The organism is Tardiphaga sp. P9-11, assembly GCF_008329525.1.
In the GTDB taxonomy this organism is placed as follows: Bacteria; Pseudomonadota; Alphaproteobacteria; order Rhizobiales; family Xanthobacteraceae; genus Tardiphaga.
The window spans coordinates 166,162-179,681 of record NZ_NPKQ01000005.1; the positions used below are offsets into that span (position 1 = coordinate 166,162).

The 13,520-nt window shown below is 59.7% G+C and carries 11 protein-coding genes; 5 read left to right on the forward strand and 6 right to left on the reverse strand.

From position 1 onward, the window contains the following. Positions 1–300 precede the first annotated feature (300 nt). From CIW50_RS18535 to CIW50_RS18555, 5 genes are all read right to left on the reverse strand, one after another. Complete coding sequence (locus CIW50_RS18535; RefSeq protein ID WP_149532680.1) at positions 301–1,647, reverse strand: c-type cytochrome; 1,347 nt, start codon at positions 1,645–1,647, stop codon at positions 301–303. Beyond that, a complete protein-coding gene (locus tag CIW50_RS18540) occupies positions 1,644–3,815 on the reverse strand; it encodes a xanthine dehydrogenase family protein molybdopterin-binding subunit (RefSeq protein WP_246664341.1) in 2,172 nt (723 codons plus the stop codon). Before CIW50_RS18540 ends, CIW50_RS18535 begins: the two co-directional genes overlap by 4 nt. Positions 3,816–3,824: 9 nt before the next feature. Continuing rightward, positions 3,825–4,289, reverse strand: a complete 465-nt coding sequence (locus CIW50_RS18545) for a (2Fe-2S)-binding protein (RefSeq protein ID WP_149532681.1) — start codon at positions 4,287–4,289, stop codon at positions 3,825–3,827. Between the two features lie 315 nt (positions 4,290–4,604). Then, entirely contained in the window at positions 4,605–5,240 is a 636-nt protein-coding gene (locus tag CIW50_RS18550) for a glutathione binding-like protein (protein WP_149532682.1), read from the reverse strand. Between the two features lie 26 nt (positions 5,241–5,266). Next, the gene (locus CIW50_RS18555) at positions 5,267–6,355 is read right to left on the reverse strand and encodes a Zn-dependent alcohol dehydrogenase (RefSeq protein ID WP_149532683.1); all 1,089 of its coding nucleotides are present in this window, start codon (positions 6,353–6,355) and stop codon (positions 5,267–5,269) included. Positions 6,356–6,630: 275 nt separating this feature from the next. Between CIW50_RS18555 and CIW50_RS18560 the strand changes: the two genes are divergently transcribed. From CIW50_RS18560 to CIW50_RS18575, 4 genes are all read left to right on the forward strand, one after another. Beyond that, positions 6,631–7,362, forward strand: coding sequence for a cysteine hydrolase family protein (locus CIW50_RS18560; protein WP_149532684.1), 732 nt, complete (start codon positions 6,631–6,633; stop codon positions 7,360–7,362). Positions 7,363–7,711: 349 nt separating this feature from the next. Next, a complete protein-coding gene (locus tag CIW50_RS18565; protein ID WP_149532854.1) occupies positions 7,712–8,542 on the forward strand; it encodes an alpha/beta fold hydrolase in 831 nt (276 codons plus the stop codon). Between the two features lie 228 nt (positions 8,543–8,770). After that, complete coding sequence (locus tag CIW50_RS18570; RefSeq protein WP_149532685.1) at positions 8,771–9,010, forward strand: hypothetical protein; 240 nt, start codon at positions 8,771–8,773, stop codon at positions 9,008–9,010. Between the two features lie 219 nt (positions 9,011–9,229). Further along, the gene (locus CIW50_RS18575) at positions 9,230–9,937 is read left to right on the forward strand and encodes a sensor histidine kinase (RefSeq protein WP_246664342.1); all 708 of its coding nucleotides are present in this window, start codon (positions 9,230–9,232) and stop codon (positions 9,935–9,937) included. Positions 9,938–10,000: 63 nt separating this feature from the next. Here the strand turns inward: CIW50_RS18575 and CIW50_RS18580 are convergent, their stop codons facing one another. Then, positions 10,001–12,658 carry an MFS transporter gene (locus CIW50_RS18580; RefSeq protein ID WP_246664343.1) on the reverse strand — a complete coding sequence of 886 codons (2,658 nt, stop codon included), beginning with the start codon at positions 12,656–12,658 and terminating at the stop codon, positions 10,001–10,003. A 139-nt stretch (positions 12,659–12,797) separates the two neighbouring features. On the opposite strand from CIW50_RS18580, the gene CIW50_RS18585 reads away from it, so the two are divergent. Beyond that, positions 12,798–13,430, forward strand: a complete 633-nt coding sequence (locus CIW50_RS18585; protein WP_149532686.1) for a response regulator transcription factor — start codon at positions 12,798–12,800, stop codon at positions 13,428–13,430. Positions 13,431–13,520: the final 90 nt, after the last annotated feature.

Here is a 13,520-nt window from a genome sequence, read left to right on the forward strand (position 1 = left end):
CCTCTGCGTCCGGAAGAGTCGCTCTAACAGTCATATCGTGTGCGTTTGGCCATGCTTGTCCGTCCATGTCGCCGCGTAGCACAGGCCCACAGAGTGCAAAAGAATGTTCCACGCATGGCGGCGTTGCCATTTGGGATATTATATCTTCTAAGTCGCTGAAAAGCGACGACTAATGGTCGCAGCCGGACCGGTAGGCCATCCGGATTACAAATGTTCGCGATTGGTCTGCGAGGCCTCGCAGACCAATCGCGGCGCTACTTTCCTTTACACGGGCGTCGCTGGATCAGCAGGACGTCGTGATCATTGGCCAGCCTGCTTTCTCAGCGTCGCAACATCCTTCTCCGTGACTTTCGAACCCTTCGAACCGAAACGAGCGGTCACGTAATTCGCCACCGCGGCAATTTCCGCGTCGGAATGACTGTTCCCAAACGATGGCATCGAGAGCGCTCCAGACGGGGTATATCGCTTCGTCCCCGATATTACGATCTGCGCGACGTTTGTCGCACCCGGGTCGTTTACGGCCCATGCGCCGGTGAGCGTAGCCATAGGAGAGATGGAGCTTTCCCCGGTCCAACCGTGACAACTGACGCATGCTCCCTCGAACACCGACTTTCCAAGTGCATTAGCAGTCATGCCTTCCTTGTGTGAAGGCGGAGCCCTAGGCGCCAAGGTGTCGGGCAAGTCGGGGGAGGTCACCGCCGGTACACTCCGCAGGAAGGACACCATGGCTTTGATGTCTGGTGCGGTCAATTTGCTGAAGCTGTGGTCAACTGCCTCGCCCATCGGGCCCGACGCCGTGCCATGACCTTTGGCATGGCCGACCGACAAATAAGATACGATATCGTCGTCGCTCCAGCCGCCGAGCCCGGCCTTCGTATCGGAGCTTATGTTGAATGCGCGCCAACCAGCCGTCAGAGCCCCCCCGAACTTCTTGCGATTGTCCAAGGCGAACCCGATGTTTCTCGGAGTGTGGCATTCGCCGCAATGCGCGAGCGCTTCGACAAGATAGGCGCCTCTGTTCCATTCTGGACTCATCGAGGTGTCCGGTTGGAAGCGGGTATCCGGGTTGAAGAATGCAGACCAGAAGGTCATCGCCCAGCGCTGATTGAAAGGAAACGCAAGGGTGTTGACGGGCGGTTTGGAGATGACCGGGGGTAGGCTGAAGAGATACGCCTTGACGGCCAGGACGTCGGAATCGGTCATGTAGGTGTACGATGTGTAGGGCATAGCTGGATAGAGACGGGCACCGTCGTGGCGCTTACCCCGTCGAACAGCATTCAGGAAGTCCTGGTCGGTGTAATTGCCGATGCCGGTTTCCTTGTCCGGCGTGATGTTGGTCGAGTACAAGGTTCCGAAGGGTAGCTTGAACGCAAAACCGCCGGTGTATTCCTTTGCGCCGGGCGCGGTGTGGCAGACCATGCAGTCAGCTGCCCGCGCCAGATACTCGCCGCGCTCGACCAGTCCCGCTTGAGCCATGGTCGCCGGCACGCCAGTCGGATCGGCAGCCTTGTACTCGCTTAGGGCGACTTTAGGGCCTTGGCTGAAATCGATCGGGCCCGGGCCGTGGACATACCAAGCGACCCCGGCGGCGATCACTGCGGCGATCGCGATTCCGCCACCCGTAATTCGATACGACGGACGCTTCATGATTTCTTCCCCGCGGCGATCAGACTTCGGTCGATGGGCAGCTTGCGTAGGGCGACGCCCGTCGCGGCATAGATGGCGTTGCGCAGAGCCGGCGCGCTGCCTATAACGCCTGCCTCACCGATGCCGCCCGGAGCTTCGCCGCTCTTGACGATATGAATCTCGATCTTCGGCATCTGATCGATACGCAGCATTCTGTAATCGTGGAAATTGGACTGCTGCACGCGCCCCTTGTCGATCGTGATCTCACCGTATAACGCGGCGGTCAGACCGAACACGATGCCGCCTTCCAGCTGCGCCGCAATGGTATCCGGATTGACCGCGATACCTGTATCGACGGCGAGCGTGACCCGGTGCAGACGAACTTCGCCGAGATCGTCGACCTCCGCTTCAACGACCGTCGCGATCGCGGTGTCGAAGGTCGGTTGAAGGCTGACGCCGCGGCCAAATCGTCGAGGAAGCAACTTGCCCCATCCCGACTTCTGCGCCACGAGATCCAGAACATTCTGCACCCGGGGCGCTTTCCCGAGCATGGCCCTCCGGAAGGCGATGGGATCCTTACCTGCCTTGCGCGCCAATTCGTCCATGAAGCTTTCGATGGCGAACACGTTGTTATTGGGGCCTACGCCGCGGAAAAATCCAGTCGGAATCGCCGGAGGCTCTGCACGCACGTATTCGACCTGGAAATTCGGTATTTCGTAGGGAGCGTCCGTCGCGCTGTCGACAGCGTCGCCGTCGATGCCGTTCCGAAATCCTGGAGGGAGCCACCGCGCGACGATGGCGGATCCGGCAACTCGATATTTGAAGGCAACGATCTTGCCGTCCTCCAACGTCGCCGCGACGTCGTCCCGATAGATAGGTCGATAAATGTCGTGTTGGATGTCTTCTTCGCGCGTCCAAACGACCTTTACCGGACCGTCGACGTGCCTTCCGATGCGCACGGCTGCAATCACCATGTCGGGTTCAAGCCTTCTGCCGAAACCGCCTCCGAGCAGATGCTGGTTGACGATGACCTTGTCCACCGGAACACCAGCGGCTTTCGCCGCTTCGGACTGCACGCGCGTCATGATCTGCGTGCCCACCCAGACCTCGCAGGCTTCCTTCTTGACATGGACGGTGCAATTCAATGGCTCCATCGTGGCGTGTGCGAGGAACGGCAATTCGAACGACGCCTCGTATTTCTCGCCGACAGCGAGGCCTTTCGTGACATCTCCGTTCGTCTTGGCGACCGCGCCCCCCTTGGCGCTGGCGACCCGCAGTTGCTTCCATATCTCCTCGGAATCGAGGTTGGCGTTCGGACCCTCGTCCCAGATAATGTTCAACGCCTCCAACCCGCATTTTGCGGCCCACATATTGTCGCCGACCACCGCGACAAGATCTTCGAGGACGACGATCTTCCGAACGCCCGGGACCTTTTTCGCGGCGGTGTCGTCGATCTTTGCGACCTTGCCACCGAAAACCGGACATTGTGCCAAGGTCGCGAAGCTTAGGCCCGGCATCATGGCGTCTATGCCGTATTTCGCCTTGCCGTTGACTTTGTCGGGAGTATCGAGACGTTTGAGAGGTTTTCCAATGAGCTTGAACTCATCCGGATTCTTGAAAGGAGTGTCCTTTGGAATCGGAAGTGCGCTGGCCGCTTCCACCAAATCGCCATATGCAAAACTGCGGCCGCTCAGCGCATGGATCACCTCGCTGTTTGCCGCCGTACAAGTTGCCGGATCGACCTGCCAACGTGCTGCGGCGGCCTGTATCAACATGGCCCGCGCATTTGCGCCCGCCGCGCGCATTGGTTTCCAGAAGGCCCGAATGGAATTGGAGTTGCCAGTCGACTGCAGACCAAACATCGGATTGCCATACAGCTTGTCGTCCGGCGGCGCGTGCTCGAGCGTGAGGCGCGAGAAGTCCGCATCGAGTTCCTCCGCCAAGATCATCGCGATAGACGTGTAGATTCCCTGTCCCATTTCGACTTGCGGCATCACAAGCGTGGTGATGCCGTCGCCGCCAATGCGGATGAACGCGTTCGGTGCGAACCTTGCCGCGGCGATAGGCTGTGTCACCGCGTCCGCCTTGCGTAGCGGAAGATGGAACGCGACCAGTATTCCGCTCGCTAGTCCTCCGCGCAGGAGGTTCCGGCGCGAGAGCCCGACTTTCTTCGTATCAGCGATCGTCACGACCGGCTCCTATGGTTGGCGTTCGGACGAAGCGAGTTTGATCGCGTCGCGAATTCTCTTGTAGGTTCCGCAGCGGCAAATGTTGCCTGCCATCGCAGCATCGATGTCGGCGTCGTCGGGGCGAGGCGTCGCGGCAAGCAGCGCGGCGGCCGACATGACCTGTCCGGATTGGCAATAGCCGCATTGGACGACCTCAAGATCGAGCCAAGCCTTCTGCACCTTCGCGCCGACGGGAGTCACGCCTATGCCTTCGATGGTGGTCACGGCGCGCTCGCCGAGTTCGCCGATCGATAGCAGGCATGAGCGAACAGCCTTCCCGTCGACATGCACCGTGCAGGCGCCGCACAACGCTGCGCCACATCCGAACTTAGTACCCGTCATGCCCAGAACGTCCCTGAGGACCCAGAGAAGCGGCATCTCGTCCGGCACATCTACGGACTTCCGTTCGCCGTTTAAGTTCAATACCGTCGTCATTCTCACCTCGGTCGTGTATTAGGTCGGGAAAACGTGGATCCCGCCGTTTCCGGCTGCGTGTATCTCGCCAGTCGCAGATTTCGTATGCATAGAAGCCAGGCGATCCGCTGCCCGCAACCATCCACATGTATGATGCACGATGGGGGTGGCTCACTTCGCGCGACGATCCGACGTGCAGTTCGATGTCGTCCTCGACCGAAAGGCCTTGTCGCAGAGCGTTAGCTGCTGGTGAAAGACGACAAGGTATCGGCGGTCGCGGCCGGGTCCTCGACGGCGAGCCAATGCCTGGATTCCGGGATGACGTTCAACGTGACGTTAAGGTACTGGGGTCAAGTCGCTTACGGAGACTAGGCCCGGTCCCTCGATGTCGAGGGCAGCGCGGACCGTGGGCCTGCTACCGACGATATTGAGGAAGCGTGCAAGTCTCGGAAACTCATCGATCGAAATCTTGAAGAAGCGGGTCCAACTTGCGATGACGAAGAGATATGCGTCCGCAGCGGTGAACACTTGTCCTGTTAGAAATGGTCCTGTGAGCTCCCTTTCCACGAAGCCGAGCCTGCTTCGGATACGTTCGATCACCAAATCGCGCATCCCTGCGTCGATGTTCGGCCAGTACAGCGGCACGAAGCTCTTGTGCAGTTCGGCGGCCACGAAGCTCTGCCATTCGATCACCCGATAGCGGTCCATGGTGCCAGCGGCCGGCATGAGATCGTATCGCCCGGCAAGATCGCAGACGTATTGTGCGATGACCATGTTTTCTGTCAGCCGCCCGCCATCGTTCAATTCAAGGAGAGGCACCATACCCCGCGATGCGACAGATCGGTAGTCGGAGCCGTCGGCTCGTGTCTTTATGGTGACGTTCACGACCTCCAGATCGAACGGCTTTCCTATCTCGCGTAGGAGAATGTGGACCGAGAGGGAACTCGCCCCCGGATGAGTGTAAAGCTTCATTTGGAAAGCCCTTTCGGCCTACTGCGTTAGAACGAAGTGATGACGCTTCGTGCGACGGCGCCGCGCTTCAGATCCTCGTACGCCTGGTTGATCTCGCTGATGTTGATCGTGCGCGAGATCAGATCGTCGAGGTTGAAGCGGCCCTGCAGGTAGAGATCGGCGTACATCGGAACGTCGTGTTTGATGTTGCTGGAGCCCATGAAGACCCCCTGCAGCTTCACCTGACGGACGATGACGTCGAGGCCCTGAAGCGCCATTTCCATTCCCGGCCGGTGCAGTCCGATGAGATAGGCGCCGCCTCCTACCCGGGCCATCTGAACCGCCTGTTGCGATGTCGGTACAAGCCCGATGACTTCGAAGGCATGGTCCACGCCGCCGCCGGACAGCTTGCGCACCGTTGCGACTGCGTCGCCTGCTGAGGGGTTGACGAAGTGTGTCGCACCGAACTTGAGGGCCAGAGCTTCTTTTTCAGGCTGGAGATCGATAGCGATGATCTGCTCCGCGCCGGCCAGCTTGGCTCCCGAAATGGCGTTCAACCCGACCCCGCCGACGCCGATCACGACCACTCTGTCACCTGGCCGCATGCCAGCCGTGTTGATCGCGGCTCCGGCTCCGGTGATGACGCTGCAGCCCAGAAGCGACGCCTGGGGAAACGGCAGCTCCTTGGGAACGCGGACCAACTGGTTTTCGTGAATCAGAGCGTATTCGGCAAAGCCGGCTGTCCCAAATCCCGTTGTGACGGGCTGGCCGTTTCTCGTGATGCGTTGACCCTCAGCCGCGGGCCGAAGCGTTTCGTTCGGGCTATCACACTGGAAGCTTCGCCCTCCGATGCAGGGGCGGCAATGGCCGCAAGTCTGGATCAGCGACCCCACTACGTGGTCGCCCACGGCGAAATCATGCACTTCCGGTCCCACTTCCCGGACGATGCCGGCGACCTCGTGGCCCAACACTGCCGGAAGCGGCGTTCCATAATTTGCCTCGGCCAGATGGAGATCCGAATGGCAGAGCCCGCAAGCCTTGACCTCTACCAACACCTCTCGATGCAACGGCTTGCCGATCTCGAGCTCTTCGATATCGAACTTGCCGCTGAAGCTGTTCAGTACTGCCGCCTTCATTTGATGATCCTTCGAGCTGCGCAACGCTACGAGAGCGTTCTGTGGGCTTGAAGGTGGCGTAGGCTCAAGTGTCGCCCACCGATATCTATACAGGCGTATGATGTGACCCAAGCGGTCGGCGGCATTGATGCGCCGCGCCCCGCCCCGCCTATACACGAGTATGGTTCCACTGCGGACGTAGATCGAACAGAGTGAATGTGTCGATCACCGCAGACAGAACATCACGGATGGCAGTGCGGCGGTCGCAACAGTGCCGCTCTAACGGAAGAACAGCCATGTCCTCGGAAATATCGAACGCTCGTTACGCCGATCCCGAGAATCCAGCCCTTCCGAAAATCGACTTCAACCTCGACATCGCGAGGGTCGCGCTGGTGGTGACGGACCCGCAGATCGACTTCCTTAGTCCTGACGGCGCAACGTGGGCCGTATTCCAGGAAAGCATCACCGAACAGCGGACCGTGCCGAATCTGCGCAGGTTGTTCGTCGCGGCGAAGGAGGCTGATATTCCAGTCGTCATCTCGCCGCACTACTACTATCCTCACGACCATAAATGGGACTTCACGGCGCCCGGCGAGGCGCTGATGCACAAGCTTCGGATGTTCAACCGGCGCGATCCGCTCTCGCTCGAAGGGTTCGCTTGTTCGGGAGCGGACTGGTTACCGGAGTTCAAGGATCTCATAGATGACGGCAAGACCATAGTGTGCTCGCCGCATAAGATCGCCGGCCCCCAAACGAACGATACGATCTTCCAGCTGCGCAAGAAGAAGGTGGACCAGGTGATACTTGCCGGAATGGCCGCGAATTTCTGCGTCGAATCTCACCTGCGTGATTTCGTCGAGCATGGATTAGAAGTCGCGGTCGTTAGAGATGCGACAGCTGGAAGCAAGATTCCCGAAGGCGACGCGTACGCGGCCGCCCTTCTAAATTTTCGATGGCTTGCCAATGCTTTGCTGACGACCGATGAGGTGGTCGCGACGCTCGGCACGATGAAGGCTGCCGCCGTATAGGAAAGCGATCGGAGGCGGCGAACGGAGCGGGGTGGCCGATCGGATCCCGCGCAGATCGATGGAGCTGTAGAGGACATCGTGCACGGATATCCTGTTGGCTACACGCGAATTACCGCCGCCATGGCGGAAATCATGAACATTCCAACGGGAATTGCGCCGGGGATGCGAAACAGCAAAGCTTGAAAGGAAAACGATGACTGATGAGGCAGAGGATCGCGGCTCTGGACCGCATTTCAATCGGCGCGAACTCGTGGTCGGTGCCGCGATTGCAGGCGCAACTTTGGCGATTCTGCCCGGCAAATCGTGGGCAGCGGATAAAACTTCGAGACACTCACAAGGAGTAAGACGTATGGGCACGATCAAGGTCAAAGATGGCACAGAGATTTTCTTCAAGGACTGGGGTCCGAAGGACGCTCAACCGATAGTCTTCCACCACGGTTGGCCGCTGAGCTCGGACGATTGGGATACCCAGATGCTGTTTTTTCTGAGCAAAGGGTATCGGGTTATCGCGCATGATCGTCGTGGTCACGGCCGGTCTACGCAGACCGACCTTGGCACGGACATGAACACGTACGCAGCCGACGTCGCGGAACTCGCGGCCCAACTCGACCTCAAGAAAGCGGTCCATATCGGGCATTCGACTGGTGGCGGCGAAGTCGCGCGCTACGTCGCGAGACATGGCAAAGGTCGCGTGGCAAAGGCCGTTCTCGTCTCCGCCGTGCCGCCGGTGATGGTAAAAAGTGCTCAGAATCCGGGTGGCACTCCAATGGAGGTGTTCGATGGTCTCCGCGATTCTCTGGCGAAGAACAGGGCGCAATTCTACCTCGATGTTGCGAGCGGCCCTTTCTACGGCTTCAACCGAGAAGGCGCCAAGGTCTTTCCTGGCACGATCCAGAACTGGTGGCGTCAAGGCATGATCGGCGCGGCAAAGGCCCACTACGACTGCATCAAGGTATTCTCGGAGACCGACTTCACTGACGACCTGAAGGCGATCGCCGTACCGACGCTGATCATGCACGGCGACGATGATCAGATCGTGCCGGTGGACGATGCTGCGCCGCTCTCGGCTAAGCTGGTGAAGGGCGCCGAGCTCAAAATCTACAAGGGATACCCCCACGGCATGCTCACCACCCACGCCGACGTCTTAAATCCCGATCTCCTCGCCTTCATTCGCAAGTAGGCGCTGAGGATCGTTAGGGGGCCCGACTGTCGCGTCGGCGCAAACTGCCGCTACTGGATGGAGAATCCACCACATCGGTCGATTCTCCATCTTAGGCTCGGAAGACAGAAGCATCGAAGACGGGTCTATCCCGACACGGGCGGCGTCGTATTGCGGTCGGCGCCGGGGTTACGGCGGCTGCCGGAAGGCCAATGCCGATGCCGCGATCTGACGTACAGGATCGAAAGTATGCACAAGGGGTCGATAGCGCTGATAGTTGCTCTGACTGTACTGCTCATCGCCGCCGTATGGTACGCGCTGGAGGGGCTTCTCCTCGCCGGCGCCCCGATGCCACGCGAGGGATATGTCGCGATGGCCGTCGGTGTTGTATTTTCCTTCGTCGTCGGCGCCGGACTGATGGCGTTGCTGTTCATCAGTAGTCGACGTGGGTACGACGAACCGCCGCGAATCGAATCGGATCCAGAATAGATACGGCTGCCCGGCCAGCTCACAACTTTTCTATGAAGGCAGCGGCGGTCGAAGCGGACCGATCATGGGCGACGCCCGCGCATCGCCGAACAGCATTCGAACGATCTAGCGAATATAGACCTCCGTATGATTCCGCGACGCAACGGCTTCCGCGATGTTGCGATAGATAATTCGATGATGCCGAACGTAGAGGAAGTGATGACATATTCGACGGATAGGATGACCGCGACCGAAGCGCTCGCGCAGGCTGAAGCGGCTCGGTTAAGCCTCGCGCGTATCATGGCCGTCGCGGGCCACGATCTGAAGCAGCCTCTGCAGATAGCGGTCATGTCGATTGAACGCGCAATGAGCGACACGTTGGGGCAGGTCGCCCAAAGGCGTTTGTCGATGGCGCTTGACGCGCTCTGTCGCTTGGACACTGAATTGAGCGAGTTGGCAAGGTCATCACAGATCGACCGGTCGTCTGATCAATCGATCGAAAAAGTGGCGCTCGGGACGCTGCTTTCCGATCTCGAAGACGATTGGTTTGAATACGCGTCGAGCCGGGATATCGCTTTCTACGTCGAGCCAAGCGCGCTCGATGTTCGCAGCAATCAGGCCATGCTTCGGACCATCCTGCGCAATCTCGTCGGAAACGCGATCAAATTCTCGCCATCTGGATCCTGTGTCGGAGTCAATTGCCGCATCGGCGTCAACGAGGTGACGATTGAGATCAGCGACGAAGGATGCGGAATCCCAGAGCTCGAGTTATCGCGGATATTCGAGGTGTTCGCCCGCGGCGAACGCTCTCACCACACGTGCGGTCTTGGCCTCGGATTGTACATCGTTCGGGAGACCGCGGATATTCTCAAGCATCCGGTGACGGTCAGATCGATACAGGGAGAAGGTTCGACGTTCTCGGTAACCATACCCCTGATGGAGAACTGATCGATCCTACGGGCCGGCCGCGGGGGTGCGGTGGCACGTCTGCGAGCGGGTTCTGGATAGTCGTCAGTTCGTCATCACGGCAGACTTCGATTCCCGGAACGTCTGATCATCCATCGGCTCTTCGCGAAGCAGCGGCAGCACGATGTCGAATACGGCACCTCCCTGCGGATGGTTCGCTCCGGTCAATGTCCCACCGTGGGCTTCGACGATAGTTTTGCAGATCGCCAAGCCTATTCCCATCCCCTCGCGCTTGGTAGTGAAGAACGGATTAAAGAGTTTCGCCAGATGTTCCACATCGATGCCAGAGCCGGTGTCCCTCACGCTGAGATTCACTTCATCCAATTTCGCTGAATAGATCGATATCCTGAGTTCGCGAGTGGCGAGCGGCGACCGCGTCATCGCGTGCACGCCGTTAGTGAGAAGATTCACGATGACCTGCTGCAGCTCCACTCTGTCGCAGAGCACGGTCGAATCTGTACGTCCGAGATCCGTCCGCACGACGACGCCGGCCTCGGTCAGTTCCCGCTCGAGGAGGTTCACCGAGCCGGCCAATACCTCCCGAAGATCGATAGGCTCTGGATGTCGCTTGTGGTGCTTAAGCTGCTCGCGGGTGCGTTGGACGATATCGGCGGCTCTCATGCCGTCTTTTATGGCCCGCTCGGCGGCCCGGGTGGCCGCGTCTATGTTGGGAGGCGAGTGGGCGAGCCAGCGAACGCAGGCCTGCGCGCTCATCACCATGGCGCCGATCGGTTGGTTCACTTCATGCGCGATGGAGGCCGAAACGGCCCCGACGGTAGAGATACGGCCCGCGCGCGCGAGTTCGGCCTGCGCGTTCAGCATGGCCTCCTTGGCAGCTTCGCGTTCGGTGACGTCGATCATCGCACAGGCGACGCGATCGAACGATGCGGCTCCTTCGGGTACCGCGATGAAAAGGATCGCGGTGACCTTCCTTCCGTCGGCCCTCGTCAACGTGACCTGCCTCTCGAATGCCCCGCCACCCTCGGGCATCTTCAGCAGTATGTCCGCTACGACCGACGGGTCCTCCGCCAGATAGCGGTCGATGGGACCTAGGGGCTCATGTTTCGAGGAACAGCCGAGAAGTCTCACCGCCGCGTCGTTGACGTCCCGTATCTCGATCAATCTAGCGATGTCCGTGAGGATCGCCAGGTGCTTCCGGCCCCGTCTCATCATGTCCTTGGCGCCGTTCGCATTGATGTCCATCAAGCGCTCGTAGGCGCGAGACAGATCGAGCTCGCATAGCGAGACGTGGGTCTGCTCGAAGATCGATCGATAGCGCCGCTCGCTCAAGGCCAGATCGCTCGACGTCTGCCGCCGCAGGCTGATGTCGAAGGCTATGAGGCTCACACCGCCGGTAATGGCGAGATAGAAGCCGACCGCCGTCAATCCGCTACTGTCGGCAAGTGCCTGGGAGATGACCGGAGAAAAGGCGCCGCCGAGGATTCCGCCGATGTTGAAGGCGAAAGAAGTTCCCGAGTAGCGAACGCGAGGCGGAAATAGATTGGGAAGCCACGCGCCGAGAGGACCATTGACGAAGCCCATGACGAGCAGGGAAAACGCCAGGAACGCGAAGATGACCAGTAAGGAGCCGCTGCCGAGCATCGGAGCCAGAAGAATCCCCGACAGGATCGTCCCAAGGCAGCCAACGATCAGAATCTTTGCGGGGTTCAACCTGTCCGAAAGCCAGCTCGCCACGACGATGGCTCCGGCCATGAAGAAGATCGCTCCCAATTCGATCAGCAGAAAGGTAGAGCGGGAGTAGCCGAGAACGGATGTTCCGTATCCTAGCGCGAACGCCGTCGCCGTATAGTAGAGCGAAAAGCAGGCGACCACGCCGAACGTCCCCGTCAGAACTTGGCTCGAGTGGTTGCGCATCAACTCCAGAAGTGGAACGCGCGCGGGTTGTGCTTCGGTGAGCGAAGCGGTGAACTCCTGAGTCTCCATCAGATTCGTCCGGACCCAGAGGCCGATCAGCACGAGAAGGACGCTTGCCAGAAACGGTATGCGCCAACCCCAATTTTGGAATTGGTCCGGCGTCAGAACAATGGTCAGCGTAAGGAACATTCCGTTCGCCAGAACGAAGCCCACAGGCGCTCCGAGAGGAGCGAACATGGCATAACGTGCGCGCCATCCGGCCGGTGCGTTTTCGAGCGCGAGTAGGGCAGCGCCGGTCCATTCGCCGCCTAGTGCGAGGCCTTGTCCGAAGCGTAGAACGCAGAGCAGAAACGGCGCAGGCCAGCCAACGACTTGAAACGTGGGGAGGAAGGCTATCGATGCCGTTGAGGCTCCCATCAGAAGGAGCGATGCGACGAGTGTCGTTTTACGCCCGACGCGATCGCCGAAGTGACCGAACACCGCTCCACCGAGTGGCCTGGCGAAGAAGGCCACCCCGAAGCTGGCGTAAGCGCCAATCAGTTCGGCCGACGGAACCGATGCCGGAAAAAACAAGGGACCGAAGATAAGGCTGGCCGCGGTCGCATAGATGTAGAAGTCATAGAATTCTACCGTCGTTCCGACCAGACTCGCGAGGAGCACCCGGGTCGTGGTTTGGCCCGGTGGGTTTGACGGCGCTGTCATTGTTCTGCCCCAGTCGGCCTCGGCCGCGTAGCGGTGGATCGGATCCCGCCCGCGGCAGCGGTTGCGCGAAAGGCCTGTCTGGCTGACGGACCATCCCGTTGTTGGCCGGTGCTGCCCGTCGATCATAGTGACCGCTGTGATGGGGGGACCCCATACCCACGTATAGTGTCGCCTTCTCGGGGTGCTCTTGTAAGTCGTTGGCAAGCTCGCTCTGCAATCCTGGAAAGCCCCTGGCGGCCGGGCAATCACGGGAAACGCCGCACTTATGACGAAAGAGTCCAAGACCGATCCGAACTCCGATCCTCTGGTGATCATCGTCGACGACGACGAAGGCGTCCGCGAAGGGCTTCGGGATCTTCTAGGGTCCGCTCACATAGAAACACTGGTGTTCGAGTCGACGGCGTCTCTTCTGTCCGCCGCTCTGCCCGATCGACCGGGCTGCCTGGTCCTCGATGTTCGTCTGCCCGGGCTCAGCGGCCTCGAGTTGCAGGTCAAGATGACGGAAATGGGCAGCGAAGTGCCGATCATCTTCATGACCGGACATGGCGACGTGCCAATGAGCGTGAAAGCGATGAAGGCGGGGGCGCTCGACTTCCTGACAAAGCCCTTCCGGGACCAGGACATGATCGATGCGGTTGAGAATGCGATCAGCCGGGACCGGGCGCGCAGGCTGCTCGGCGAAGGCTTGTCCGAAATCAAGGCACTGGCGGGCACGCTTACCCCTCGGGAGACCGAAGTCATGGCTGAGGTCGTCAAGGGACTCCTCAACAAGCAGATAGCCTTCAACCTCGGGATCAGCGAAATCACGGTGAAGATCCACCGTGGAAACGTGATGAGGAAGATGAGGGCGACGTCGGTCGCCGATCTCGTCCGGAAGACTGAGGCCATCAAGATCTAGGAACGGGTCAATTACGGCTATCGCATTGCGGGGCCGGATCAATCCGCGGAATATGAACCGCCGTAAAAATTCACTTTGCGGTGGCAGTCG

Coding starts and splice junctions, on each gene's coding strand:
- CIW50_RS18535 (WP_149532680.1), bottom strand. CDS start 1,647: ATGAAGCGTCCGTCGTATCGAATTACGGGTGGCGGAATCGCGATCGCC.
- CIW50_RS18545 (WP_149532681.1), bottom strand. CDS start 4,289: ATGACGACGGTATTGAACTTAAACGGCGAACGGAAGTCCGTAGATGTG.
- CIW50_RS18550 (WP_149532682.1), bottom strand. CDS start 5,240: ATGAAGCTTTACACTCATCCGGGGGCGAGTTCCCTCTCGGTCCACATT.
- CIW50_RS18555 (WP_149532683.1), bottom strand. CDS start 6,355: ATGAAGGCGGCAGTACTGAACAGCTTCAGCGGCAAGTTCGATATCGAA.
- CIW50_RS18560 (WP_149532684.1), top strand. CDS start 6,631: ATGTCCTCGGAAATATCGAACGCTCGTTACGCCGATCCCGAGAATCCA.
- CIW50_RS18565 (WP_149532854.1), top strand. CDS start 7,712: ATGGGCACGATCAAGGTCAAAGATGGCACAGAGATTTTCTTCAAGGAC.
- CIW50_RS18570 (WP_149532685.1), top strand. CDS start 8,771: ATGCACAAGGGGTCGATAGCGCTGATAGTTGCTCTGACTGTACTGCTC.
- CIW50_RS18575 (WP_246664342.1), top strand. CDS start 9,230: ATGACCGCGACCGAAGCGCTCGCGCAGGCTGAAGCGGCTCGGTTAAGC.
- CIW50_RS18580 (WP_246664343.1), bottom strand. CDS start 12,658: ATGATCGACGGGCAGCACCGGCCAACAACGGGATGGTCCGTCAGCCAG.
- CIW50_RS18585 (WP_149532686.1), top strand. CDS start 12,798: ATGACGAAAGAGTCCAAGACCGATCCGAACTCCGATCCTCTGGTGATC.